Genomic DNA, 23,828 nt, shown 5'->3' on the forward strand with positions numbered 1-23,828 from the left:
TTGATATCAAACGGTTTCGATATATGGTGGCCCCGGAACTTCCCGTCCACCCACAGGAGGACACCGCCATGGGCGCACCCGGCACCGACGCCGCGGCCCCCGATACGGCCGGACCGCCGAAGCTGTCGACCCTGGACCGGTTCCTGCCGGTGTGGATCGGCCTCGCCATGACCGCCGGCCTGCTGCTGGGGCGCTGGGTCCCGGGCCTGCAAGGAGCTCTGGACGCCGTGAAGGCGGGCGGAATCTCCGTTCCGATCGCCATCGGCCTGCTGGTGATGATGTATCCGGTACTGGCCAAAGTGCGCTACGACCGGCTGGACTCCGTCACCCGCGACACGCGGCTGCTGGTCAGTTCACTGGTGCTGAACTGGCTGGTGGGGCCGGCGGTGATGTTCGCCCTGGCCTGGATCTTCCTGGCCGACCTGCCCGAGTTCCGCACGGGGCTGATCATCGTCGGCCTGGCCCGCTGCATCGCCATGGTCATCATCTGGAACGACCTCGCCTGCGGCGACCGCGAAGCCGCCGCCGTCCTGGTCGCCCTCAACTCCGTGTTCCAGGTACTGGCCTTCGGCCTGCTCGGGTGGTTCTACCTGGAACTGCTGCCGGGATGGCTGGGCCTGGACCAGAGCGGCATCGACGTCTCCCCGTGGGAGATCGCGGCGATGGTGGTGGTCTTCCTCGGCGTCCCGCTGGTCGCCGGCTACCTCACCCGCATCTTCGGCGAGCGCGCCAAGGGGCGCGCCTGGTACGAGGACCGCTTCCTGCCCCGCATCGGCCCGCTCGCCCTCTACGGCCTGCTGTTCACCATCGTCATGCTCTTCGCGCTGCAAGGCGAGGCCATCACCTCCGGACCCGTCGACGTCGCGCGCATCGCCGTGCCGCTGCTGATCTACTTCGTGGCGATGTGGGGCCTGTCCATGCTGCTGGGCCGGGCGATCCGGCTGTCCTACGAGCGTTCGACCACCCTCGCCTTCACCGCCTCCGGCAACAACTTCGAACTGGCCATCGCCGTGGCCGTCGGCGTCTTCGGCGTCACGTCCGGCCAGGCGCTGGCAGGCGTCGTCGGCCCGCTGATCGAGGTGCCCGTGCTCGTGGGCCTGGTCTACGTGTCCCTGTGGGCCCGGCGCTTCTTCCCCGCGCGCAGCACCGCCGGCGCCTGAGAACGGCGAAACCGGCGGGGCGGGCCGCGCCCGTCCCGCCGGCCTGCACGTGCACACCCGCTCAGACGTGGGCGGAAGCCCTGCGCCCAACCGGGAAGCCGGCGCGCCGGGGCGCCCCGGGGCGGCGTACCGGCCCGGGGCGGCGGTCCCGGTCGAGCCGCCGAAGCGGGCCTGTTCCGATGCGGCGGGCGTGCACCGGGCACCACGGCGGCGATGCCGTCGTGACGCGTCAGCAGCAATACCGCAGGTAGGTCCGGAGCTCGTCCAGCGCCGCCAGGCTGCGGTCGCGATCGGAGCGGTAGAGCACGATCTTGCCGTCGCGGCGGGAGGCGAGGATGCCGCCCCTGCGCAGCAGGGCGAGTTGCTGGGACGCGGTGGACTGCCCGATGCCGATCCGTTCGGCGACCTCCCCGACCGACAGTTCCGCTCCCTGAGCGAACAGCAGCATGATGCGCTGGCGGGGCGGACTGGCCAGCGCTTTGAGGAAGTCGTGGGTGGCCTCGCTCAGCTCTGCCGAGGCCTGCCCGCGACATGTCGGCTCGGATTCGGAGACCTCGTCAGCCCCCGCACTCGCCCTTTCGGTCATGCCCCCATCTTCCCATATCGTCATATCGAAATTTCACGATTTTACGATATGATCCGGCCATGAGTACACGCGACGACACCGTCATCATCGTCGGCGGCGGCCAGTCCGGGCAGGCCGCCGCCCGCGCTGCACGTGACGCCGACCTGCGCCCGCTCATCCTCGAAGCGGGAGAGCGCCCCGTCGGCTCCTGGCCCGGCTACTACGACAGCCTCACCCTGTTCTCCCCCGCCCGCCACAGCGCGATGCCCGGCGCTCCCTTCCCCGGCGGCCCCGACCGCTACCCGCACCGCGACGAGGTCGCCGCCTACCTGGAGCGCCACGCCGCACAGCTCGACGTGGAGATCCGCACCGGCACCAGAGTGGAAGCCGTCGAGGCCGACGCCCCCGGATTCACCGTGCGCACCGCCGACGGCCGGACCCTCAACGCAGCCGGTCTCATCGCGGCCAGCGGATCCTTCGCCAACCCCCACCTGCCCGCGCTGCCCGGGCACGAGGACTTCCCCGGCGAACTCCTGCACGTGGCCGACTACCGCAGCCCCGAGCCCTACGCCGGCAAGCGCGTCGTCGTGGTCGGCGGCGGCAACTCCGCGGTCCAAGTCGGCTACGAACTGTCCCGGACGGCGTCGACGACCCTGGCCACCCGCGCCCCCATCCGGTTCCTCCACCAGCTCCGCAACGGCCGGGACCTGCACGACTGGCTGGTGGCCACCGGCTTCGACCGCCTCCCGCCCGAGTGGCTCATCCACTACGTGGGAGGCACGCTCGTCGTGGAGACCGGCGACTACGAAAACGCCCTGAACTCCGGCCGGATGGACCGGCGGGAGATGTTCACCGCATTCGACGGCGACCACGTCGTCTGGGCCGACGGCCGGCGCGAACCCGTCGACGCCGTGCTGTTCGCCACCGGTTACCGACCCGACCTCGACTACCTGCGGCCGCTGGGCGCTCTGGACGGCGACGGCGCTCCCCTGCACACCGGCGGCGTCTCGGCCACACACCCCGGGCTGGTCTATGCGGGCCTGGAGTTCCAGCGTTCGTTCTCCTCCAACACGCTGCGCGGCGTCCACCGCGACGCCGAGCACGTCGTCGCGCCGCTGGCCGCCCACGTGCGCAAGGCCCCGACCGCAGCCGGACTCTGACCGAGCGTTCACCGCGGAACAGCCGTGCCCACCCGCGGGCCTCCACCGGGCGGGCACAGCCGCATCAGGGCCGAACCGACCGACGGGCCGCCTACGCGGCCCGCTCCGGCCGGGTGAACGCGACCGTAACCGCGGCGATCGCGCCGACGACGGCCAGTACTGCGAACAAGGCGGGGTAGCCGCCGAGGGGGCCGGCCATCGCCGAACCGGCCCATGGAGCCAGGGCCACCGCCAGCATGAGCGGGGTGTGCAGGACGCCGTTCAGCGTGGCGTAGCGCTCGATGCCCCACCGGTCGCTGACGGCCGTGGCCTGCAGCAGCGTGAAGATGCCGCGCGCCATCCCGGCCAGCAGCGCGATCACCATGACCAGCGCCACCGGAGCGCCCACTGCGGCGAGCAGCGCAGTCGTCGCAGCGCAGGCCGTGAGCACGAGCACCGACCGGGTCTGCGGCCCGGCTCGGCGCTCCAGCGGAGCGTAGACCAGCCGGCCCAGCACCTGGCCGATCCCGCCGATCCCCAACGCCCACGCGGCGGTGGTGGCGTCCCAACCGCGGGTGTCCAAGAGAGGGACGAGGTTGACCACGACCGCATACACGCCGAACGCCCCCAGTGTCAGTGCGGCGGTCAGCGCGAGGAACGCAGGGCTGGCGATCACCGGACCGACCGTGTTCGAACCGGAACTCGGGCGGTCGGTACCGGTGGTGCGGTGCCACGGCGGCGTCAGGACGAGGGCGTGCAGCGGAATCACCAGGACACCGAGCAGAGCCGCCAGCGCCAGGTACGCTCCGCGCCACCCCAGAGCCTGCTCCACGGCTGCGGCCAGCGGGGCGAAAATCGTGCTCGCCGATCCGGCCGCCAGCGTCAGCACGGTCAGTGCCCTGGTGCGCCTGGGCCCGTACCAGCGGGTGAGAGCGGCGAACGCCGGGGGATAGAACAGCCCCGCCATCGCGACCCCCGCCACCAGCCATGCGGCGAAGAAGGCCCACAGTTCCGGCGCCCACGCGATACCCGCGATCGCGGGCACGGCGACGACGGCCGCGCAGGTCATGACCACCCGCGGACCGGAACGCTCCAGCCACCGGCCCACGACCGCACCGCCCAGCCCCGCGACGACCTGGGAAGCCGAGAACGCGGCCGTCAGATGCGCGAGCGGCCAGCCGGTGTCCGCGCTGATCGCCGGCGCCAACACCGGAAACGCGTAGAACAGCACTCCGTAACTCGTAGTGACGGTGATGGACAGCGCAATAAGCGCCCGGCGCGCCCGCGGCGCGACGGCCGCCGCGGACGCGCCGGGCGCGGTCAGGGTCCTGTGCCTCACTTCACAACGGGCATGGCCGGGTGCGTGGACTCGGCCGGCTCGGCACCGCCGCCGCAGCAGCCGCCCGCGGCTTCCTCCTCCTCGGTCGCCTCGTCGACTCCCGGGCCCTGGCACACGCCGGTCTCGGGCAGGGTCAGCTCCACCTTCGCGGCGGACGCGTGGTCGCCGGCGATCGCGGCGGCGATGCTGCGCACCTGCTCGTATCCGGTCAGGGCGAGGAACGTCGGCGCACGGCCGTAGGACTTCATCCCCGCCAGGTAGAAGCCCGGCTCGGGGTGGGCCAGCTCCGCGGCGCCGTGCGGGTAGACGGTCCCGCAGGAGTGCACGTTCGGATCGATCAGCGGGGCCAGCTCCACGGGCGCCTGCAACGTGGCGTCCAGGCCCAGGCGCACCTCCGACAGCGGCGCCAGGTCGGGGCGGAACCCGGTCAGCGCGACGACCTCGTCGACGGGGTCGAGGGCCCGGCCGCCGTCGTCGACGAGCACCACCGCGCTGCCCTGGCGGCGCACCTCGGCGGTGCGGAAGCCGGTGACGACCTCGACGCGTCCGGATTCGACCGCCGCGCGGGCACGGTCCCCCAGCGCGCCGCGGGCGGCGAGCTGGTCGTCGTCGCCGCCGCCGAAGGCGTCGCCCACCTCGCCGCGGCGCAGCACCCAGACCGCGCGGGTGCCCGGCGCCTGTTCGGCGAGCCCGGCCAGCTCCACCAGCGCCGTCAGCGCGGAATGGCCGCTGCCCACTACGGCGGTGCGGCGGTCGGCGTAGCGGGCGCGCTCCCGGTCGTCGGCGAGATCGGGGATGCGGTAGCCGATCCGGTCGGCGGCGTCCTCCCCCGGCGCGGGAAGCCCGTCGCCGCCCAGCGGGTTGGGCGCGCCCCAGGTTCCCGACGCGTCGACCACCGCGCGGGCGAGCAGGCGCTCCTCGCCGCCGGATGCGCGCACCCGCACGGTGAACGGCTGCTCGTCCCGGTCGGCGTCGACGACCCGGTCCCGGCCGCGGCGACTCACTCCCAGGACCTCGGTTCCGTAGCGCACACGCTCGCCCAGCGCGGCGGCGAGCGGGTCCAGGTACTCCTGCGCCCACGCGTCTCCGGTGGGGTAGGCGGCGTCGTCGGGGCGGGTCCATCCGCGCTCGGCGAGCAGCTTCTCCGCAGCTGGGGCCACCAGATCGCGCCAGGCGGAGAACAGGCGCACGTGCCCCCATTCGCGCACGGCCGCACCCGGCCGGTCGCCCTGCTCCAGCACCACCGCCGGCAGTCCCCGGCCGGCGGCCTCCGCGGCGGCCGCCAATCCGACCGGACCGGCGCCGATGACCACAACCGGAAGCTCGTCGTCCATGACACACCCTTTCATCGATTCACTTCGATCAATCAGTACTTTATCGACACAGATCGATGGATGCAATCACCGGAACCGTCTACCGCGCGGTTTCGACGACGGTGCGCCCGTGTCGGCGGTGAAACCCACGCGCCGGATTCACCGCGGGACGCGGGTGGGCGGGCGCGGGTGCTTCAGCAGACTCCCGTCGACGATCTATGGGGCGTGGCCGCTGTCTCGCCACGTCTTCCACGCTGCGTCCTGGCCGATGAGCCATCCGCGAATCCATGCAGGCGACGCGTAGCCCTCCCAGCCGGCTTCTACGCCGAAGACGGCGGCACCTGCCGGGACCGGGCTCCGACGACTGAGACGCCAATGCCAGTCGCCACCTGGCACGAGCACCCCTCGGACCTCCCAGACGCTGCGGTAATACTCGGCGAGGAGTCCGACCGGGTCCCACGTGGCCGCGTCGATGCGGGGCGGGCGCCGAGATGTGGTCACTGCCTGGGCACCTCCCCTGCGATTCGGGATCGCGCCATGGCCACGGCCGTACCCCGGCCGCGGACCTGGTCGACGCCCTCAAGCGCGCGGACCAGCAGGGCACGCAACCACGGGGCGTCGTCGGGCGCGGCATGGGCAGCCGCGTGCAGTTGGCCGGCGATCTCGGCGAGGCGCGACGTGTCGCGCAGCGACAGGCGGGTCGTCTCGGCGTCCTCGGTGGGACGGCTCGGCGAGGTCATCACCGCACCTCCGCCAAGATGTCGCCGCCTTCGGCCGTGCGGGCGAGATCGGGGCGCGCGGCCACCAGCGCGCGGACCGGACCGACGAGCGCGGCACGCAGGTCGTCGAGGCCGTCGCCGACGGGAGCCGGTGCGGCCACCCCGTGCTGAAGCCGCTCCCAGCGCTCGTGCCACGGCCCCACGGTCCGGCCGCGTGCGTACAGCGCGCCGGGCACGGGGCGGGTCGACGACAGAGCGCTCGGGGCGGGACCGGCCGGTCGGCGACGTAGGGACGGACCCGGGCGGCGGCGCGCCGGCTGGGCGGCGCCAGGGCGCCGCGCCCTGGCTTTCGGACGATCGTGGACAGTCGCGGCATGGGTTCCCCCAGGGGGTAGGGCCGGACGGGAGGTCCGGCGGGAATTCGGGAATCAGTGGAGAGCAGGCCCAGGCGACAGCTCGGCCCATGTCGTGTAGTCACCGGACCGGAAACACGTCGCCCCCATAGCGTCAGCGAGGGTGGAGCAGAGGCCGAGCCCGTCGGGCGCGTCTTCGTCGACCGCGAAGTCGCCGGCGCGGCGCGGGCGGTGTCCACGCTGATCGGTGACCTTGATACGCACGGTGCCGGTATCCGTCACACCGACCGTGATCGCGCCCGTACTGGCGCGCACGGCCGAGGTGACCAGCTCACTCGCGATCAGCTCGGCGTCATCGACACGGTCGAATCCCGCCAGCAGTGCAGCCACGCCGTGTCGAACGACCGGCACCATGGCGGCGCTCGCCGGGACGGTGAGGGATTCGTTCATACCAACACCCCGCATAACCAGCACGTACAGATTTAGTTTCTGTACGTGCAGCTTGATTCGGCACGTACAACTTTGTCAAGCTGATCGTGCAAATCGATCTCAGAGGGGAGCGCCGTGGGCCGCCCGACATACCAGCGCATCGCCGATACGCTGCGGCAGCGCATCATCGGGGGCGACTTCGGGCCAGGTGAACGGCTCCCGTCTCGGCAGGCACTCGCCGAAGAGTTCGGAGTCGGCCCGCGAGTTGCCGCCGATGCCGTGCAGCTACTCGTCGCCGAGGGCTACGTCGTGGCTCGCACCGGGTCGGGGAGCTATGTGCGGCCGAAACCACCCGTGCGGCGACTCACCCGGTCCTGGTATCGCGAGTCCCGCGGCGGGTCGCCCTTTCGTGCGGACATGACCGCACAGGCGGTCCGCGGCGGCTGGGAGTCGGCCTCGGAGACCGTTCGCGTGGCCGACGGAATCGCCGACCGGCTGGCGGTCGAGGCCGGCGCGGAGGTGATGCGCACGTCCTACACCTTCACCGGTGACGACGAGCCGGTCATGCTGTCGACAAGCTATGAGCCGCTGGAGATCACCCGCGGTACTTCCGTGGTGCTACCCGAGGACGGGCCGCATTCCGGCCGCGGCGTGGTCGAGCGTATGCGGCAGATCGGGCAGCGCATCGTGCATGCAGGCGAGATCGTGACCGCGCGGTCGGCCACCGACGAGGAGGCGAACCGGCTGCGCCTGAGCCGCGGCACGGTGATGATGGTGATTCAGAGGACGTACTACACACAGGATCGGCCGGTCGAAACCGCGGACATCGTGGTACCACCGGATCGCTACGAGCTGGCGTACATGATCCCGGTCGACCAGGACTAGCCAGAAGGCGGCGCAGCGGCGCGACCAGACGCGCGCGAGCGCGCCGAAGGTGTCCCTCTCGGCGGAGGGACGAGCCCCCACTCATTGACGACCGTCGATAATGGGGGCATGACCGCTCCGTCCGCCCCGTCCGCGCTGCCGACGCTCGCCGCCGCCGACGCGGAGACCTACGCCGCCTGGTTCGCCTGCCTGGCCGAACCCGCCCGGGTACGCCTCCTGCACACGGTCGCCTCGGCGCCGGCGGGCGCGACGGTCGGGGAGCTCGCCGAGGCGCTGGAGCTGCGCCAGTCCACCGTCTCCCACCATCTGCGCAAGCTCGCCGACGTCGGCTTCGTCACGCTCACCAAGGCCGGAACGTCCACCCGCGTCATGATCAACCCGGAGTGCTGCACCGGCCTGCCGCACGCCGCCGACGCCGTGATGGGCCTGCTCGCCTCGCGGCCGTGCTGCCCGGTCGACCTTCCCGCCGACGTGTCGGTGCGTGCCATGGAACCCGCCGACTTCGACGCGGTGCGCCGCATCTACGCCGAGGGCATCGCCACCGGCATAGCCACCTTCGAGACCGAGGTTCCGCCCGCCGACGCCCTCGACGCCACGTGGTTCGCCGACCACCGGTGGATCGCCGAGATCGACGGCGAGACCGCGGGCTGGGCCGCGGCCGCCCCCGTCTCCACCCGCGCCGCCTACGCCGGGGTCGCCGAGACCTCGGTCTACGTCGCCGAATCGGCACGCGGCCGCGGCGTCGGCAAAGCCCTGCTCCACCGGCAGGTCACCGCCGCCGACGCCGGCGGCCTGTGGACCCTGCAGAACGCGGTCTTCCCCGAGAACAAGGCCAGCCTGGCCCTGCACCACAACGCCGGCTTCCGCACCCTGGGCGTGCGCGAACGCGTCGCCCGGCACCACGGCGCCTGGCGCGACACCGTCATGCTGGAACGCCGCCGCGACGACGAGGGCTGCACACCCGTGAACTGAGCCACCCGCCGATCGCGGGGTGATACGCGACACATCCGCTCTCTCGCTGAATGAGAACGCCCTGTCCGCGGACCGCGGGGAGGCTAGCGATCTTCACCGAGCGCGGGGGTTTCACCGGCACAGTGCAGGAAGACGGTTGAAACCCCGCGCTCGTTTTCAGCGAACCCGACACAACGGTCGCCTCGGCGGGCGCCACTACCGCGGGGCACCGCCGACCAGGGCGTGCCCCATCAGTCCGGGAACGCCGCCCCGGCTCCGATCGACACCAAACCGGCGACCAGGTCCTGGGCGAACCGTTCCACCGGCGGGAGCCCGTCCGGCCCGCCCCCGTCTCCGTCCCCGTCTGCGTCCCTCCCGTCCAGGAACGCCTCGAAAAAGGCGCGCTGGAAGCAGGCGCCCAGGAGCAGGGCGGCGACGGCGTCGGGGGCGGTGTCGGGCGGGACGCGACCCAGGCGCTGTTCTTCGGTGATGTAGGCGGCCAGCAGCCGGTTCGCGTTCATCGGCCCGGCGCCGGTGCGGCCCAGGTCCTCGCGGTGGCGCTGCAGCAGCTCCGGGTCGGCGAACAGCGAACCGAGCATGGGCACGCCGTGACGGTAGAACGGCACGGCTTTGCCGACGAGGTCGGTGAGGTTGCCGGCGACGGTGCCCCGGCCGGCGCGGTCGGGCAGCGCGGCGAGCACGTCGACGAAGGCGGGGAAGCGGCTGCGCAGCACCTCCAGGAACAGGTCCGTCTTGCCGGCGAAGTGCTTGTAGAGGGCGGCTTCGGAAACGCCGGCGGAGCGGGCGATGCGTTTGGTGGTGGCGTTGGCCAGCCCCAGTTCCCGCATGCTCCGGTCCGCGGCCGCGACGATGCGCTCGCGGGTCTCGGGGCGGCCGGAGCGGCGCGGGGCCTGCTCTTCGCCGGTGTCGGCCACGGTGCCTCCTTCTCTCCTTCGGGACGGGCCGGGCCCCCGCCCGGGTGTGCTGGGCAGGGGAGCGGGTCCGGACCCTCAGCCCGGATCCGGTCGCGCGGAGCCGGTGTCGCGGCCCGCGACCCGCGCGACGAGGTAGGCGGCGGGGCCGCGCAGTTCGCTCGGGCCGGTGCCGTGGCTGAAGTCGAGATCGGTCGCCGCGATCCGCATGCCCGCCGCCTCCCGGGTCTCCGCGGCGAACATGCTGCTCGTCGCGAGCGCCCGCAGGGTGGCCAGCAGGTGCTCGGGCGGGGTGCCGGCGTCCAGGCCCAACGGGCGGCAGATGTCCTGGTGGTGGACCACGTAGTCGACCAGCAGCAGGGTCGGGTTCAGCCGGAAGACGGTCATGATGCGGTCGGTCTCGAAGGCGGCGAGCAGTTCGGAGTCGGAGAGCCGGCTCCAAGCGCGGGCGGTGCGGCGGTTGTACTCGTCGTGGTCGAACCGGGCGCGCGCCATACCTCCGAGGAACGACGGCAGGCTCGCGCGTGTGTTCTCGGCGAGGTGCCCGGCGACGTCGCGGACGGTCCATCCCGCGCACAGCGAGGGCGCGGCCCACTGGTGCGCCGCCAGTCCGCCGAGGGTCGCTCGCAGTCGGGCGCGCTCGTCGAGGGCCATCGCCCGGGTGTGCGCTGCGCTGAATCTCCGCTGACTCATGGCGGCTCCGAAGTCGTGAAACAAAGTTGGTAAGTACTTACTCACTTTAGGTGCCGACGTGCCCCTGTCAACCGTGCAGGTAGGGGCCGCCGCCCGGCCGCCCCGGCGAGCGCGGAAGCGCTCCGCGGACGGGACCGGCTGAATCGCTGCGGCGCCGGGCCCCGTCCTGACCCGGCACCGCAGCTTCTCCTCCGACCGGCCCCTCAGACGGTCGGCGGCGCCGGTCCGCGGTGAGCGGCGGGCTCCGGCCCTCTCCCGAGCGCCTTTCCGGACCCTCCCGCACTGGGACGGCGCCCGGCCTTTTCTCCGCTTACGCACTCACCGCTCTTCGACCAGCGCAGCTGACAGTAGGCCGACGGCAGGTCCGGGGCAATGCGCACGGTGCCCAACCTCCCGGCCGGGACTGATCACGGTGCACGGTCGGCGATCCGCAGGGCGTGGACGAGGTCGTGGGTACCGGGGCCGAGCGCCAGCAGGTCCCTGTTCAGCAGCCGCTCGGCCGTGCGCATCCGGGAGCGGACCGTGGTACGGCTCACGGCGAGGCCGCGCGCCGCGCGCTGGGCGTCGCCGCCGGCCCCGACCCATGCGCGCAGGGTCGAACGGAGGTGGGGGTCGGCGCGGTCCTCGACGGGCTTGAGGAAGGCCCGCGCCCAGGCGTCGGCTTCCTCCGTGGCCAGCAGGGCGTCCAACGCCCCCTGCGGCGGGCCGTCCGGGCCGCCGCCGACCGCCGGAAGGCCGGAAACGGCCATGGCCAGCGCGAGATCGGCGCGGACGTGGATGTCGTGCAGATCCGCTCCGATGGCGTCCTCGGCGCGCCGCAGGTGGGCGGTGACGGTGTTGCGGCTGATTCCCAGCAGGCGCGCGACACCCAGGCGGGGGAAGGTCAAGGCCAAGCGGGTGACGTCGACGGTGAACCGGGGCAGCGTGTCCAGCGGCGCAAGCACAGCCCGCGACCAGGCGCCGGCCTGCGCACGCGGCAGCAGGCCGGCCAGCGGCGCATGGCCGTGGTACGGGGCGGTGCGGCCGGTCGTGTGGCGGGCGGCCGCCAGCGCGTGGCGGGCCTGCTCGTAGCCTTCCGCCGTGGCCTGGAGCGGCTGGGGCTCGCTGATCCCCAGGGCATAGCGCGGATCGTGCCGCACCAGCGAGCGCAGCACGGCGCCCAGGCCGGAGCCGTCGCGGTCGCCGCCGTCGTCGTCGGGGACGAGGCAGATGAGGTGGGGTTCGTAGACCGGGCAGCGCACGATCAGGCTGCGCCCCCGGTCGCCCGGACCGTCCTGGTAGGTCGCGGCGATGCTGTCGCGTTCGGACGGAGGGCAGTACAGCAGGTGGACCCGGACGCGCTCGGCGTCCAGCAACGGGGGGACGGCGCCGACCGTCATCCGGCGGGCCAGGGTCACGTCGCCCGCCATCAGGGCCATGAAGAGCCCGACACGCAGCCGGCCCGCCGCGTACCGGTACCGGTCGGCGACGGTATCGGCGTGGTGGACGCGCCGCAGGGTGTCGATCACGGTCCCGGTGTGCGACGCGAGCGTGATCGCCTCCCGCGTCAGCGGCGACCCGGCCGCCACCACCAGCACCGTCCGGGGCGCATCCCGGCGCAGCAGTTCGCACCGCACGTGCATCCCGCCGGCCTGCGTAGCGGCCGCGGCGACCTGCCCGCCGAGCAGCTGCGTCAGCACCGGCTCCAGCGCCGCGAGAACGCCGCCGGTAATCCCGGAGGTGGCTACCTCCGCCTCCCCGTCGGCGTTGATCAGGGCGATGTCCGCGCCGGTCTCCTGCAGGAGCCGGTCGGCGACCCGCTGCGGCTGCGGCGGGGCGTCCTGGGACACGCCGGACCTCAGCCGGCGCAGCAGATCATCGAGCATCGGGGATGTCGGCACGGCACTCTCCAACCGTCGGCCCACCCGGCGCCGCACACGATACGCAGGCCCGATGCCGGATCGGATCGGCGGGGTCCGCAAAGCAGGGCGGCGAACAGGCCGCCCGGGGCGGCGGCGCCGCGACCGCACGGGCCGCACGGGCCGGGCGCCCGCCGCCCGCCGCCGCTTCCGGGCGGCGGGCGGCGGATCCGCGGGTCAGCAGACGTCGTTTCCGCTGTTGACGAGCGTGTTGTCGCGGTAGGTGACACCGTCGACGCACGGCCGCTCGGTGATCCCCGAATCGGTGACGGTCAGGTTCTGCAGGGTGATGTCGGAGGTGTTGGCGAAGTCCGACCGCGCGGCGAGCCGGATGTTTCCGGGGCCGGCCACGCTGCCCTCCTCCGCCGCGATGTCGACGTTGTGGCAGTTCTCGATGAGGATGGCGTTGCTGCCGGTATCGGCGATGTCGACCCGGTCGATGACCGCGCCGCCGCTTTCGGAGACGCAGAAGACGCCCCGGCCCCCGCCGCGGGCGCGCACCTCGTCGACGTGGACGTTGGTCGGGTAGGAGCCGCCCACCCGGCCGTTGCGGTTGGCCATGCGGAAGGCTGCGTAGCCGGTCCCGGTTCCGGCGCCCACACCGTCGACCAGGCCGACGTCGGCGTTGACCGTGTCGTTGAGCAGCAGACCGGAGTAGCCGGTGTCGCGGGCGACGACGGTGCCGATGTCGATCCCGTCCACACCGTAGGTCTCGACGCCGTGCCCGCCCGTGCCTTCCACGTAGACGTGGTCGAGGGTGATGTCGCGCGCTTCGCGGACGGAGTCGTCGTCGCGGCTGTCGATGCGGATGCCGGCTCCGCCGGACTGGCGCAGGTCGATCTCGCCGAGGTGGACGTTCTGCGACGTGCGGACCCACACGGCGAAGTAGGGCGCGCCGGTGACGCTGAGGTAGGGCACGGACACGTCGTCGGCGTGGCGGATGCGGATCGGCGCGTTGTCCGCTGAGGCGGATCCGGTGGCGTTGAGCGTGCCGCACACCTCCAGGCGGGTGTGGCTGGGGACGTCGATCGATTCACCGGCGGAGACGTCGCCCGAGGCGCGGACGACGACCGACTCCTGGGATCCGCGGCCGCCGCTGAGGCTGCCGATGGCCGCGCGCACGGCATCGGCCAGGTCGCCGCCGCTGTAGTGGACCGTGCCGCCGCCGGCGGCGGTGTAAGTCCCGCCGGACCCGGTCACCTCGGCGTCGTAGCTGCCGGTGCCGCATTCTCCCGACGGCGCCCCGCCGCCGGAGTCGCCCACGGGGATCAGCCGCCACTGCTGGTTGGCGTCGCCGGTGGGTTCCCACTGGGACAGGCGGTCGCCTTCGCTGTCGCCCCATTCCCAGGCTTCCAGGGCCATACCGCTGTTGCGGTTGGTCAGGCTGACGCCGGTGGCGGCCTCTTCGACGAGCCACTGCTGGTTGGCGCCGCCGGTGTCGGTGTACTGGCGGATCTCGGCGCCGCCCTCGGTGGAGTGCTCCCAGACGTCGATCGCCTGGCCGCTGTTGACGTTGATGATGCGGTAGTAGCCGTCGCCCGACGGCGCGAACCGGAACCGCTGCCCGGCCTGGTCGCTGCGCGACCACTGGATCAGCTCGGCGCCGGTCTCGGTCGAGGCGCCCTCGACGTCGGCGACCAGGCCGCTGTGCACGTTCTGCAGCACGTACTCGGTGCCGGTGTCGACGTCCACCGCCGCCCGGGCCGGGGAGGGGGCCGCGACGAGGCCGGCGGCGGCCAGCAGGCAGGCGAACAGGGCGGCGGCGAGCGGGTGGCGTCTGCGGCGGGCGGGTATCGGGGGTGCCCAGATGCGGTGCGTCATTCGTTGCGCTCCTCGGGGGATCGGGGGATGAGCGCGGCGACCGCCGGAAACCCGGGCCGGAGCCCGCGGCGGGGCCGCACCGGGCCGGCCCGCACGGCGGGGAACGGCCGATCCGGCCCCGCCGGGCGGAGACCTCGCCCGGAAGTCGAACGGACGGTAGCACGCCGGACACGTTCGGGAATATCCGTCCTGAATCGATTTCTTCCACTTTCGGGTGCATCCCCTGCACACGGCGACCCGCCCTCGATGCGTAGTTCCGCTTCCACTGCACACGCGGATCCGGCCGCGTCTCACCGGTCGTCCGACGACCTGAAAACGATTCATCCCGGGTGCGGCCTCCGCGCCCGCACACGTCCTGCGCACCGCCCGGGTCCGAGCATCGGAACACGCAGGCGAAAGCCCTGCGGGGCAGGACTTGCCGAGCCCGCTCATGTGGACGTTGAATGATTCCGGCGGCACGCGCCGCCCCCGCACACCGGACCCGAGCGCAGAAGGCAGGACCGTGGATCCCCACACCCCCGAGCCGGCCCCCGAGATCGACACGTCGGTCCCCCACAACGCCCGCATCTGGAACTACTGGCTCGGCGGCAAAGACAACTACGCCGTCGACCGGGAGATGGGCGAGCAGATCCGCTCGTTCTTCCCCGAGATCGTCGACAACGCGCGCGCCGACCGCGAGTTCCTCGTGCGCGCCGTCACCCACCTGACCCGCGACAAGGGCGTCCGGCAGTTCCTCGACGTCGGAACCGGCCTGCCCACCATCGACAACACCCACGACGTCGCCCAGTCGGCGGCCCCCGACGCCCGTGTGGTCTACGTCGACAACGATCCGCTGGTGCTCGTCCACGCCCGCGCCCTGCTCGTCGGCACCGACGAAGGCGTCACCGACTACGTCGACGCCGACCTGCGCGACCCGGACGCGATCCTGCAGGCGGCCGCCGCGAGCCTGGACTTCTCCCGACCGGTCGCGCTGATACTGCTGGGCGTGGTGAACTTCGTCGAGGACGACGCCGAAGTCCGCTCGATCATGGACCGCCTGCTGGGGGCGCTGGCGCCGGGAAGCTACCTGGTCGTGTCGCACCCCACCGACGACCTCGACGCCGAACGCGCCCACCAGGTCGCCGCGGCCTGGAACGAGCGCGGCACGCCCAAGCTCACGGTGCGCTCGGCCGCGGGGATCGCGTCGCTCTTCGACGGCCTGGAGCTGATGGAGCCGGGCGTGGTCTCATGCTCGCTGTGGCGCCCGGAGGGCACGCCGATGGGCACGATCGGCCCCGTCGCCGAATACGGCGGCGTCGCCCGCAAACCCTGACCGCGCCTTCTGCCCGCCCGGGCCGCCCCGCCCTCTCGGGCGTTGATCTTGTAGCTACGGAGAGTGAAACCGGTTTCCCATAACCGTAGCTACAAGATCAACGCGATTCCCGGGGGAGAAGCACGGTGGCCTACGGGGCGTGGCCGCCGTCTCGCCACCGGCCCCATGCCCGGTCCTGGTCGACGAGCCAGTCCCGCACCCACGCCGGGCGGGCGCAGCCCTCCCAGACGTCGACCAGGCCGGCGCCGGCGCCGTCCGGCACCGGGTGGCGGCGGGCCAGGCGCCAGTGCCAGTCCCCGCCGGGAACCAGCACGCCCCGGATGTTCCAGGTGTCGCGGTAGAACGCGGCGAGGTCGCCGACCGGGTCCCGGGTGTCGGCGGTGATGCGCGGCGGGCGGCGCTGTTTCACTGCCGCGGCACCTCCCCCGTCATCGGCGGGCGGGCCGTGGCCACCGCGGTGCTGCGGCCGCGCACCCGGTCGATGTCGGCCAGCGCCTCACTCAGCAGCGTGCGCAGCCAGGGCGCATCGTCGGGTGCGGCACGGCGGACGGCGTCGAGCTTCCCGGCGACGGCGGCCATGCGCGCGGTGTCGCGCAGCGACAGGCGGGTGGACTCGGCGTCCTCCACCGGCGCCACCGGTCACACCCCCGCGAGCAGGTCGCCCGGCACCGGACGGCCCAGATCGGGCCGCGCGTCGAGGAGGCGCCGCACCGGACCGGCGAGCCCGGCACGCACATCGTCCAGCCCGCCACCGGGCGGCACCGCCCCCGCCACCGGGGCGGGCGGCGGCACGGTCTCGGCGGCGGGCACCCGCGGGGGCGCGAACCGGTGGCGCTCAGGCGGCACCGGCGGCGGCGGTTCGGTCACCGGCTGGTGGGTGACGTAGGGCCGGACGCGCCCGGCGGCGCGGACGCCGCGCCGCGGATCGACCGGCCTACCGCGACGACCTCGGACGGTCCTGGACAGAGTTCGCATAGCTACCCCCTGCGGGGTCGGGCGGCTGGTTAGGCCGCGCGTGGTTCTGGTACTCCCCATAGTGACAAGATCAAGCCGATTTTCAATACAAAAGTTCGGATCTGTGCAATGCTGTCGGCAAAACCTTCGCCGAGGGGGTGATCTACCATCGCCGCAGGACGCAAGCGCCGGACGAGGCAGGGAGCACGGACCGTGGCGGACAGGCACAGCCCGACCGTGAGGCGCCGGCGACTATCCGCCGAATTGAAACGCCTGCGCGAAGAGGCCAACATGACGGCCGAGCAGGTCGGAGACCGTCTCGACTGGTCACGCGGGCGACTCACGAACATGGAACTCAACAAGTGGAAGCGTCCCGACCCGGTGATCGTGCGGGCACTGGCCGACCTCTACGGCGCAAGCGAGGAAGTCCGCGAGGGGCTCGTGACGCTCGCGCGCCAGTCGCGCGAGAAGGGCTGGTGGGCGAGGTACGGCGACGTTTTCACCGACAGCTACGTCGGATTCGAGGCCGAGGCTTCGGTGATCTCGACCTACCAGTCCATGGTGATCCACGGACTCCTTCAAACCCGTGAGTACGCCGCTGCCTCCGATCGTGCCGTCCACGCAAAGGACGCCTCGGCAACCGAGAGGGCGGCCGAGGCGCGAATGGAGCGACAGGAGATCATGGACCGCGATGACGCCCCACGGCTGTGGGCCGTCATCGACGAGTCCGTCCTGCTGCGCCCTGCCGGCGGTCGCGACGTGATGCGCGCGCAGATCGAGAAGCTGATCCAGATCTCGGAGGAGGCCAATACGATCAAGGTGCAGGTACTGCCGCTGGAGGTAGGACTGCACCCGGGCATCGCCGGCGCGTTCACCATCCTCGATTTCCCCAATCCCGTAGACCCGTCGGTCGTCTACATCGAGAACCGCACCGATGGCCTCTACCTGGAAGAGCCGCCGGAGGTGGAGACGTACCGAGACGCGTGGGATGACATCCGAGTGATGGCGCTTCACCCCGAGGCGTCGGCTACCCGGATGCGTGACCTTCTTCGCACCCACTACGAGTGACTAGGAAACAGGAACACCGATGGACCAGAACCGAGACCACCAGTTCGCCTTCCGCAAGTCCAGCTACTCGGCGACCCGCAATGACTGCGTCGAGGTCGGCGAGGCGCCGGGTGTCGCCGCGGTGCGCGACACCAAGGACCGCGACGCCGGACACCTGGCGTTCCCCGCCGCCGAGTGGGCGGCGTTCGTCGAAGGGCTGAAGGCCGGCGACGTGTGAGGCTTCCAGGCATGAGTCAGGCCCCGGGGACGGTTCGCCCACCGGGGCCTGACTCGTACCAGAACCGTGTCGATCCTATCGCCCCGGCGGGGCCGGCCGCCATGTCGCGGCTTCCCATGCGCCTTCCCAAGGCGGCTTTCGGCGGGCGCGTGTGGCACCCGGCTATGCCGGGTAGCGGCGAACCTCGGTGTCCCCCGGCGCCGCGAACGGCGCCGAGGCACACGGTCAGCGGCCAGCGATCAGTTCCGCTGTTCGGCCGCGAGCAGCTCGTGGAAATGGGCGAGCATGCGCTCGCGGTCGGGGCCGAGCCCGGTGAACAGATCGAAGGCGTCGGCGGCCTGGAACACCGCCATACCGCCGCCGTCCAGGGTGGCGCAGCCGTTGCGCTCGGCGCTGCGCAGGAGTTCGGTGCGCAGCGGGCGGTAGACCGCGTCGGCCACCCACAGCGGCGGCCGCAGCAGCTCCGCCGGCACGGGGCTGCCCGGGTGATGGGCCATACCCGTCGGTGTGGCGTGCACGAGGCCGTCCGCCCAGGCCAGGAGGCGTTCGGGAGCGGCGGCGTCGCCGATGCCGACCGCCGCGTCCGGAAACCGGCGGCGCACCTGCTCGGCGAGTTCCCCGGCCCTGTCGGCGTCGACGTCGGCGACGGCCAGCTCGCCCACTCCCGACGCCAGCAGCGCGTGGGCCACGGCCGCGCCGGCGCCGCCCGCGCCCAGCAGCACCACCCGGTCGCGGGGCGCGTGCGGCAATCCGCGTTCGAGGGAGCTGGCGAAGCCCGACCAGTCGGTGTTGTGCCCGACGGCCGATCCGCCGTCGAAGACCACGGTGTTGACGGCGCCGATCGCCGCCGCGTCCGGGGTGAGCCCGTCCAGCGCAGGAAGCACGAGCTGCTTGCACGGGTGGGTGATGTTCAGCCCGTTGAACCCGAGCCGCTGCGCCGCCGCCACCAGTCCGGACACCGAGTCCGGGGGCAGGTCCAACTCGGTGATGTCGATGGTGCGGTAGATCAGCCGCCGCCCCGACGCGGCCGCTTCGCGCTCGTGCATGGGCGGGGTGAGTGAAGGGCCGACTCCGGAGCCGATCAGCCCGACGAGGTAGGACGGTGCTGCGGCGTCCGCCCGGGGGCCGGCCTCTGGCGATGCGGCCCCGACCGGTGCTGCCTCGTCGCCGATCGCGCCGGTCACCTGGTGCGCTCCGCTCGGTGGGCGGCCATGCGGATGGCGGCGTTGGCGGCGCCGTAGCCGGTGTAGCCGCCGGTGCGCTGCACCGCTTCGAAGAACAGCCGGTTGTCGAGCATCGGGGTGTAGAAGTGGAAGAACTCCCCCGTGCCGGCGCGGTCGTAGAGGATCCCGTTCTCCCGCATCCGTTCGCGTACCGCCGGCGCCAGGTCGGTGCGGGCGGCGAGGTCCTCGTAGTAGTTGTCGGGGATGGTCAGCGGTGCGACACCGGCGGCACGCATGGCCTCGGCGGCGGCGAACACGTCGTCGCAGGCGAAGGCGATGTGCTGGGCTCCTCCCGCGGCGTCGGCCCGGCTTCCCCGGCCCAGCACCGAGACGTTGAGGGCGATGCGCAGTCCGCCGCCTGAGGACAGCGCCCGGCTGCGCACGAGCCCGTCGGGCGCCGCGACCTCCAGGCTGGCGTCGGGCTCCAGTCCGAGAACCGAGCGGTAGAACAGCGACGCCTCGTCGAACTGGTCGAAGGGCTGGAACAAGCCCACGTGGTCGATCGCGGTCACCGCCGTGTCCCCGCCCGGATGCGGGTCGCGCACGGCCGCCGCGGAGAAGTCGTCGAGCCACTCCCGGTCTCGGCCGTCGGCGCAGAAGAACACGGCGGTGCCGTCGGGGGCGGCCACCGCGTTCAGCCGCGATTCGGCCGGGTCGCGGCGGCGCGGCAGGGTCGGGGCGAGCAGCAGGTCGGCCCGCTGGGCGGCGCGGTCGGGATCGGCGACCTCCGCGCCCACAGCGGTGACGGCGGCGTCGCCGCTCCAGGTGTGGCCCAGGCGCGGGTCGGTGGAGCTGAGCAGGAGGCGGGCGTCGCCGCGGCTCCACAGCTGGACGGGTTTGGACCGGTGGTCGCTGGTGTGGGCGAACCCGAGCGCGCCCAGCACGGCGCGCACGCTCTCGGCCCCGGATCCCTCGGCCGCGACTTCGACGAATGCGAAGCCGGTGTCCGCGGGCGGGTCGGGCAGGCGGGTGAGGGAGGCCCGGGGCCGTGCGCCGTCGGCCCCGGGCTCCCCGGGTGCGCGCTCCGCCGCCCGCTCGCGGCCGAGCGCGTCCTCCAGCACCGACAGCGAACGCAGCGCGTCGGCGGCGGTGCGGTGGGGGTCGGAGGCGCGGAAGACGTCGTTGAAGACCTCCAGCGACAAGGGGCCGGTGTAGCCGGCTTCCAGCACGTGGCGGGTGAACGCGGTCAGGTCGAATCCGCCCTGGCCCGGGAAGCACCGGTAGTGCCGGCTCCACTGCAGCAGGTCCATGGCCATGTAGGGGGCGTCGGCCAGCTGCAGGAAGAAGATCTTCTCGCCGGGGATCGCGCGGATCGCGGAGGGGTCGTCGCCCTTGGACAGGATGTGGAAGCTGTCCAAGCACACGCCCAGGGACGGGTGGTCGGCTTCGGAGACGATGCGCCAGGCGTGGCGGTAGTCGTCCACGCGGCCTCCCCAGGCCAGCGCCTCGTAGGCGATGCGCACCCCGTAGGGCGAGGCGGCCTCGGCGAGGCGGTGCAGCTGCTCCGCCGCACGCGCGTCGTCGCCGAGGGCCGCCTGCGACGCGTTGGAGCACACGAGCATGGTGTCGGTGCCGAGTTCGAGCATCAGCGCGAACTTGGCCTCGGCCCGGCGCAGGTTCCGTTCGAGCTGGGCGTCGCCGACCCCCTCGAAGTCGCGGAACGGCTGGTACAGGTCGATTCCCAGCCCGAGGTCCGCTGCCGTCGCGCGGACGTCGCGCGGTGGCAGCGGCGATGCGACGAGGTCGTTCTCGAAGATCTCGACCCCGTCGAACCCGGCCGCCGCTGCCGCCCGCAGCTTCTCCTCCAGCGTTCCGCTGAGGGATACCGTGGCGATACTGCGCCGCATGTGCGTTGCTCCGCTCCGTCGTCTCCGCCGGGCCTACTTCGCCTCTTGGAAGGCTTCGTAGAGCTCCAGCGACTTGCCGTCGAGGTTGTTCCCGAAGTACTCGCGGGCCTGGGTGCGGAACGCCTCGGTGTCGACGTCGTCGACGATCTCGACGGACCCCTCGGCCTTCCACTCGTCGACGATCTCGGCCTCGGCGTCCTCGATGCACGCGCGGTTCTCGGCGCGGGTCTCGCTGACGGCCTGCTGCAGGGCGTCCTGCTGCTCGCCGGAGAGCCCGTCCCAGGTCTCGCCGGAGACGACGATCATCTGCGACCCGATCTGGTGGCTGGTCCGGCTGACGTGCGACTGGACCTCGTCGAAGCTCTTGCTGGAGATCGTGGGGATGGGGTTCTCCTGTCCGTCGACGGTCCCCTGCTGCAGGGCCGTGTAGACCTCCTCGAACGCGACGGCGGTCGCGTCCGCCCCCAGCGCCTCGGCGTTCTGCAGGTAGATCGGGGAGTCGGGGAACCGCATCCGCAGGCCGTCGAGGTCGGCGGGCTCGCGGATGGGCTCGTTGGCGGTGAAGTGGCGGTCGCCGAAGTACCAGGCGTCCAGGATCTTGGCGCCGGTGGCGTCCTCGAAGTCCTGCTTGACGGTGTCGGAGGCGTCGGAGTCGAAGAAGCCGAACAGGTGGTCGGCGTCGTCGAAGGCGTAGGCGGCGTCGAACACGCCGATCGGCTCGTAGCTCGATCCCAGGGCGGCCGAGCCCTGCACGTCCATGTCGATGTCGCCGGACATCACCGAAGCGAAGGTTTCGGTGTTACCGCCCAGCTGGCTGTTGGGGAAGGTGTCGACGGTCATGCCGACACCTGCCTCGTCGACCTTCTCGGCGACCAGGTCGATGCCGCAGCGGGTGTGCGGGTGGTCCTCGGTGTAGCTGTTGGAGAAGGTCAGGGTGACGGATCCGTCGTCGGATCCGCCCTCGCCGCCGCAGCCGGCGAGGGTCAGAGCGGCCACGGGCACTACGGCCGCCCAGCGAAGGGTGGTGCGCATCGAACGCCTCCTTAGGGGTTCCTGTGGGGGATGCCGCGTGGGAGCGGCGGTGGGGACGGGGTCACTGCGTCGGTTTCCGACCGGGGCAGGACCGGCTAGAGGTCGAGGAGCGTGGGTAGGAACAGCACGACGTCCGGTGCCACGGTCAGCAGCACGAGGACCGCGACGAGCGGGAGGAGGAACGGGGCGGTTCCCCGGAACACCTCCTGCATCGGCGTGCGGGTCGCCGAACCCAGCACGAACAGCACTCCCCCGATAGGCGGGGTGAGCAGGCCGATCATCAGGTTGACGATGGTGATGACGCCGAAGTGCACCGGGTCGACGCCGAACTGCATCGCCACCGGGAGCAGCACCGGCACCGTGATCACCAGCGCGGCGACCGGTTCCAGCACCGTGCCGATGAAGATCAGCGCGACGTTGACCAGCAGCAGGAAGACCAGCTGGCTGTCGGTGAAACCGAGCAGGAACGACGCCAGGTCCTGGGGAACCTGCTCGCGGGCGAGGACCCAGCCGAGCAGGCCGGAAGCCGCCAGGATGACGGCGATGGAGGCCGCTGTGGTGGCGGTCTCCACCGCGATCGTCCGCAGCGTCCGCAGATTCAGGCTGCGGTAGCAGATGCCGAGGACGAACACGTAGGCGGCGCCGACCGCGGCGGCCTCGGTGGGGGTGAACAGGCCGCTGAGGATGCCGCCGAGCAGCAGCACCGGGGCGCCCAGCGGGCCCAGGACCCGCAGGACCGCGCCGCGCACTTCGCCGGGCTCGGGCCGCCGCCCGGCCAGATGGTGCTGGCGGCGCCCCCAGAAGAAGACGGCCAGTGCGAGCCCGCCGGCGATCAGCAGCGCCGGGACGACGGCGGCGGCGAAGAGCGCCGCGGTGGACACTGCGGCCACGGACGCGTAGACGATCGCCGGGATGCTGGGCGGCATGACCGGGCCGATCAGGCTGGAGGCCGCCGAGAGTCCGATGGAGAAGCGCCGCGAGTAGCCGCGGCTCGTCATCGCCGGAACCGTCATCTTGCCCACGCCGGCGACATCGGCCAGGGCGCTGCCGCTCATCCAGGAGAAGCCCACGCTGACCCCGATGTTGACGTAGCCCAGTCCGGCACGGACCCGGCCGAACAGCACCTGGGCGAACGCGAAGATGCGGTCGGCGATTCCGGTGTGGTTGGCGGTCACACCCACCAGTACGAACAGCGGGACCGCCAGCAGCGGGAAGCTGTCGATCTCCTCTGCGGCGGTGCGCAGGCTCAGTCCGGTCGACTGGTCGGTGAGCGCCATGTAGGCCAGGCAGGGCCCGAGGATCGCGAAGGCGATGGGGACGCGCAGCACGAGCAGGGCCAGGATCGCGGCGACGACCACGGCGGCGTTCATCGGTCGGCCTCCCCGGGGTCGGTGTTGCCGGGCAGTGCCGCGGCGGCGGGCGGGCCGGTGGCGACGGCGTTGGCCGCCGCGCGCAGCGCGGTCAGCGCCAGTCCGGCCATCGGAATCACGTAGACCCAGCTCATGGGAATCCCGAGGGCCGGGGTGGTCATCGGCGAACCGCCGAAGACCAGCTCGACGGCGTCGACGACGAAGCCGGCGCAGACGGCGGCCACCACGAGGTTGGCCAGAATCCACACGGTGCGCCGGATCCAGGCCTGCGGCGCGAAGTCGATCAGTTTCAGGGTGATGTGCTCGTCGCGGCCGAGCAGGTAGCCCGACAGCGAGAACGCGAGCCAGACCAGCCCGAGCCGGGCGAGCTCGCCGGTTCCCACCCATCCGGACACGGGCAGGTGGCGCTGGAGCGCCTGGGTCAGCATCAGCACGAAGATCAGGGCGAGGAACGCGATTCCCGCCGTCAGCTCCGCGGCCTCCAGCCACCGCACCGCCGCCGGACGGGACCGCGGGGGCGGCCCGTCGCCGGGGGGTTCGGGGGTGTCGGTCATCCGGGGCTCCAGTCGACGAAGGCAGCGATCAGTGCAGCTCACACCGGCGTTCCA

25 protein-coding genes are annotated in these 23,828 nt (G+C 72.3%); 7 read left to right on the forward strand and 18 right to left on the reverse strand.

What is annotated here, in order from left to right; all coding sequences use genetic code 11:
- The first annotated feature begins 68 nt into the window (after nt 1-68).
- Nucleotides 69-1,160, forward strand: a complete 1,092-nt coding sequence (arsB, locus tag HNR25_RS09620) for an ACR3 family arsenite efflux transporter (protein WP_184639066.1) — start codon at nt 69-71, stop codon at nt 1,158-1,160.
- 229 nt (nt 1,161-1,389) lie between these two features.
- On the opposite strand, the gene HNR25_RS09625 is transcribed toward arsB, so the two are convergent.
- A complete protein-coding gene (locus HNR25_RS09625) occupies nt 1,390-1,746 on the reverse strand; it encodes an ArsR/SmtB family transcription factor (RefSeq protein ID WP_184634312.1) in 357 nt (118 codons plus the stop codon).
- Nucleotides 1,747-1,805: 59 nt separating this feature from the next.
- Between HNR25_RS09625 and HNR25_RS09630 the strand changes: the two genes are divergently transcribed.
- A complete protein-coding gene (locus tag HNR25_RS09630) occupies nt 1,806-2,885 on the forward strand; it encodes a flavin-containing monooxygenase (RefSeq protein WP_184634313.1) in 1,080 nt (359 codons plus the stop codon).
- A 91-nt stretch (nt 2,886-2,976) separates the two neighbouring features.
- On the opposite strand, the gene HNR25_RS09635 is transcribed toward HNR25_RS09630, so the two are convergent.
- The 5 genes from HNR25_RS09635 to HNR25_RS09655 form a co-directional block, all read right to left on the reverse strand.
- Complete coding sequence (locus tag HNR25_RS09635; RefSeq protein ID WP_312862442.1) at nt 2,977-4,203, reverse strand: MFS transporter; 1,227 nt, start codon at nt 4,201-4,203, stop codon at nt 2,977-2,979.
- The gene (locus HNR25_RS09640; protein ID WP_184634314.1) at nt 4,200-5,537 is read right to left on the reverse strand and encodes an NAD(P)-binding domain-containing protein; all 1,338 of its coding nucleotides are present in this window, start codon (nt 5,535-5,537) and stop codon (nt 4,200-4,202) included. Before HNR25_RS09640 ends, HNR25_RS09635 begins: the two co-directional genes overlap by 4 nt.
- A 476-nt stretch (nt 5,538-6,013) precedes the next feature.
- Nucleotides 6,014-6,256 (reverse strand): hypothetical protein, encoded by a 243-nt coding sequence (locus HNR25_RS09645; RefSeq protein ID WP_184634315.1) that lies wholly within the window; start codon nt 6,254-6,256, stop codon nt 6,014-6,016.
- Nucleotides 6,256-6,471 (reverse strand): hypothetical protein, encoded by a 216-nt coding sequence (locus HNR25_RS09650; protein ID WP_184634316.1) that lies wholly within the window; start codon nt 6,469-6,471, stop codon nt 6,256-6,258. Before HNR25_RS09650 ends, HNR25_RS09645 begins: the two co-directional genes overlap by 1 nt.
- A 192-nt stretch (nt 6,472-6,663) precedes the next feature.
- Nucleotides 6,664-7,038: an ATP-binding protein gene (locus HNR25_RS09655; protein ID WP_184634317.1), complete on the reverse strand. Its 375-nt coding sequence runs from the start codon at nt 7,036-7,038 to the stop codon at nt 6,664-6,666.
- A gap of 114 nt (nt 7,039-7,152) precedes the next feature.
- Between HNR25_RS09655 and HNR25_RS27255 the strand changes: the two genes are divergently transcribed.
- The gene (locus tag HNR25_RS27255) at nt 7,153-7,902 is read left to right on the forward strand and encodes a GntR family transcriptional regulator (RefSeq protein WP_184634318.1); all 750 of its coding nucleotides are present in this window, start codon (nt 7,153-7,155) and stop codon (nt 7,900-7,902) included.
- Nucleotides 7,903-8,010: 108 nt separating this feature from the next.
- Complete coding sequence (locus HNR25_RS09665; protein ID WP_184634319.1) at nt 8,011-8,874, forward strand: helix-turn-helix domain-containing GNAT family N-acetyltransferase; 864 nt, start codon at nt 8,011-8,013, stop codon at nt 8,872-8,874.
- A gap of 230 nt (nt 8,875-9,104) precedes the next feature.
- On the opposite strand, the gene HNR25_RS09670 is transcribed toward HNR25_RS09665, so the two are convergent.
- The 4 genes from HNR25_RS09670 to HNR25_RS09685 form a co-directional block, all read right to left on the reverse strand.
- Entirely contained in the window at nt 9,105-9,788 is a 684-nt protein-coding gene (locus tag HNR25_RS09670; protein WP_312862443.1) for a TetR/AcrR family transcriptional regulator, read from the reverse strand.
- 75 nt (nt 9,789-9,863) lie between these two features.
- Nucleotides 9,864-10,478: a maleylpyruvate isomerase family mycothiol-dependent enzyme gene (locus HNR25_RS09675; protein ID WP_184634320.1), complete on the reverse strand. Its 615-nt coding sequence runs from the start codon at nt 10,476-10,478 to the stop codon at nt 9,864-9,866.
- A 407-nt stretch (nt 10,479-10,885) separates the two neighbouring features.
- Nucleotides 10,886-12,358, reverse strand: a complete 1,473-nt coding sequence (locus HNR25_RS26455; protein ID WP_221457484.1) for a helix-turn-helix domain-containing protein — start codon at nt 12,356-12,358, stop codon at nt 10,886-10,888.
- Between the two features lie 195 nt (nt 12,359-12,553).
- Nucleotides 12,554-14,197 (reverse strand): RICIN domain-containing protein, encoded by a 1,644-nt coding sequence (locus HNR25_RS09685; protein ID WP_184634321.1) that lies wholly within the window; start codon nt 14,195-14,197, stop codon nt 12,554-12,556.
- Between the two features lie 502 nt (nt 14,198-14,699).
- Between HNR25_RS09685 and HNR25_RS09690 the strand changes: the two genes are divergently transcribed.
- Nucleotides 14,700-15,509, forward strand: a complete 810-nt coding sequence (locus tag HNR25_RS09690) for an SAM-dependent methyltransferase (protein WP_312862444.1) — start codon at nt 14,700-14,702, stop codon at nt 15,507-15,509.
- Between the two features lie 130 nt (nt 15,510-15,639).
- Here HNR25_RS09690 and HNR25_RS09695 read toward each other — a convergent pair whose 3' ends face one another.
- Genes HNR25_RS09695 through HNR25_RS09705 form a run of 3 tightly spaced genes read right to left on the reverse strand, consistent with a single transcriptional unit; the run spans nt 15,640 to nt 16,376 of the window.
- Complete coding sequence (locus HNR25_RS09695) at nt 15,640-15,918, reverse strand: hypothetical protein (protein ID WP_184634049.1); 279 nt, start codon at nt 15,916-15,918, stop codon at nt 15,640-15,642.
- The gene (locus HNR25_RS09700) at nt 15,915-16,145 is read right to left on the reverse strand and encodes a hypothetical protein (RefSeq protein ID WP_184634048.1); all 231 of its coding nucleotides are present in this window, start codon (nt 16,143-16,145) and stop codon (nt 15,915-15,917) included. Before HNR25_RS09700 ends, HNR25_RS09695 begins: the two co-directional genes overlap by 4 nt.
- Nucleotides 16,146-16,148: 3 nt before the next feature.
- The gene (locus HNR25_RS09705; RefSeq protein WP_184634323.1) at nt 16,149-16,376 is read right to left on the reverse strand and encodes a hypothetical protein; all 228 of its coding nucleotides are present in this window, start codon (nt 16,374-16,376) and stop codon (nt 16,149-16,151) included.
- 300 nt (nt 16,377-16,676) lie between these two features.
- On the opposite strand from HNR25_RS09705, the gene HNR25_RS09710 reads away from it, so the two are divergent.
- Both HNR25_RS09710 and HNR25_RS09715 read left to right on the forward strand, forming a co-directional pair.
- On the forward strand, nt 16,677-17,531 hold the full coding sequence (locus HNR25_RS09710) for a helix-turn-helix domain-containing protein (RefSeq protein WP_184634324.1): 855 nt from the start codon (nt 16,677-16,679) through the stop codon (nt 17,529-17,531).
- Between the two features lie 19 nt (nt 17,532-17,550).
- A complete protein-coding gene (locus HNR25_RS09715) occupies nt 17,551-17,748 on the forward strand; it encodes a DUF397 domain-containing protein (RefSeq protein ID WP_184634325.1) in 198 nt (65 codons plus the stop codon).
- Between the two features lie 239 nt (nt 17,749-17,987).
- Here HNR25_RS09715 and HNR25_RS09720 read toward each other — a convergent pair whose 3' ends face one another.
- The 5 genes from HNR25_RS09720 to HNR25_RS09740 form a co-directional block, all read right to left on the reverse strand.
- A complete protein-coding gene (locus HNR25_RS09720; RefSeq protein ID WP_221458449.1) occupies nt 17,988-18,833 on the reverse strand; it encodes a shikimate dehydrogenase in 846 nt (281 codons plus the stop codon).
- Nucleotides 18,834-18,928: 95 nt separating this feature from the next.
- Nucleotides 18,929-20,818: a sugar phosphate isomerase/epimerase and 4-hydroxyphenylpyruvate domain-containing protein gene (locus HNR25_RS09725; protein WP_184634326.1), complete on the reverse strand. Its 1,890-nt coding sequence runs from the start codon at nt 20,816-20,818 to the stop codon at nt 18,929-18,931.
- 33 nt (nt 20,819-20,851) lie between these two features.
- Entirely contained in the window at nt 20,852-21,850 is a 999-nt protein-coding gene (locus tag HNR25_RS09730; protein ID WP_184634327.1) for a DctP family TRAP transporter solute-binding subunit, read from the reverse strand.
- 95 nt (nt 21,851-21,945) lie between these two features.
- Nucleotides 21,946-23,220, reverse strand: a complete 1,275-nt coding sequence (locus HNR25_RS09735; RefSeq protein WP_184634328.1) for a TRAP transporter large permease — start codon at nt 23,218-23,220, stop codon at nt 21,946-21,948.
- Nucleotides 23,217-23,774: a TRAP transporter small permease gene (locus tag HNR25_RS09740; RefSeq protein ID WP_184634329.1), complete on the reverse strand. Its 558-nt coding sequence runs from the start codon at nt 23,772-23,774 to the stop codon at nt 23,217-23,219. Before HNR25_RS09740 ends, HNR25_RS09735 begins: the two co-directional genes overlap by 4 nt.
- Nucleotides 23,775-23,828: the final 54 nt, after the last annotated feature.

It is taken from the genome of Streptomonospora salina (assembly GCF_014204715.1).
In the GTDB taxonomy this organism is placed as follows: domain Bacteria; phylum Actinomycetota; class Actinomycetes; order Streptosporangiales; family Streptosporangiaceae; genus Streptomonospora; species Streptomonospora salina.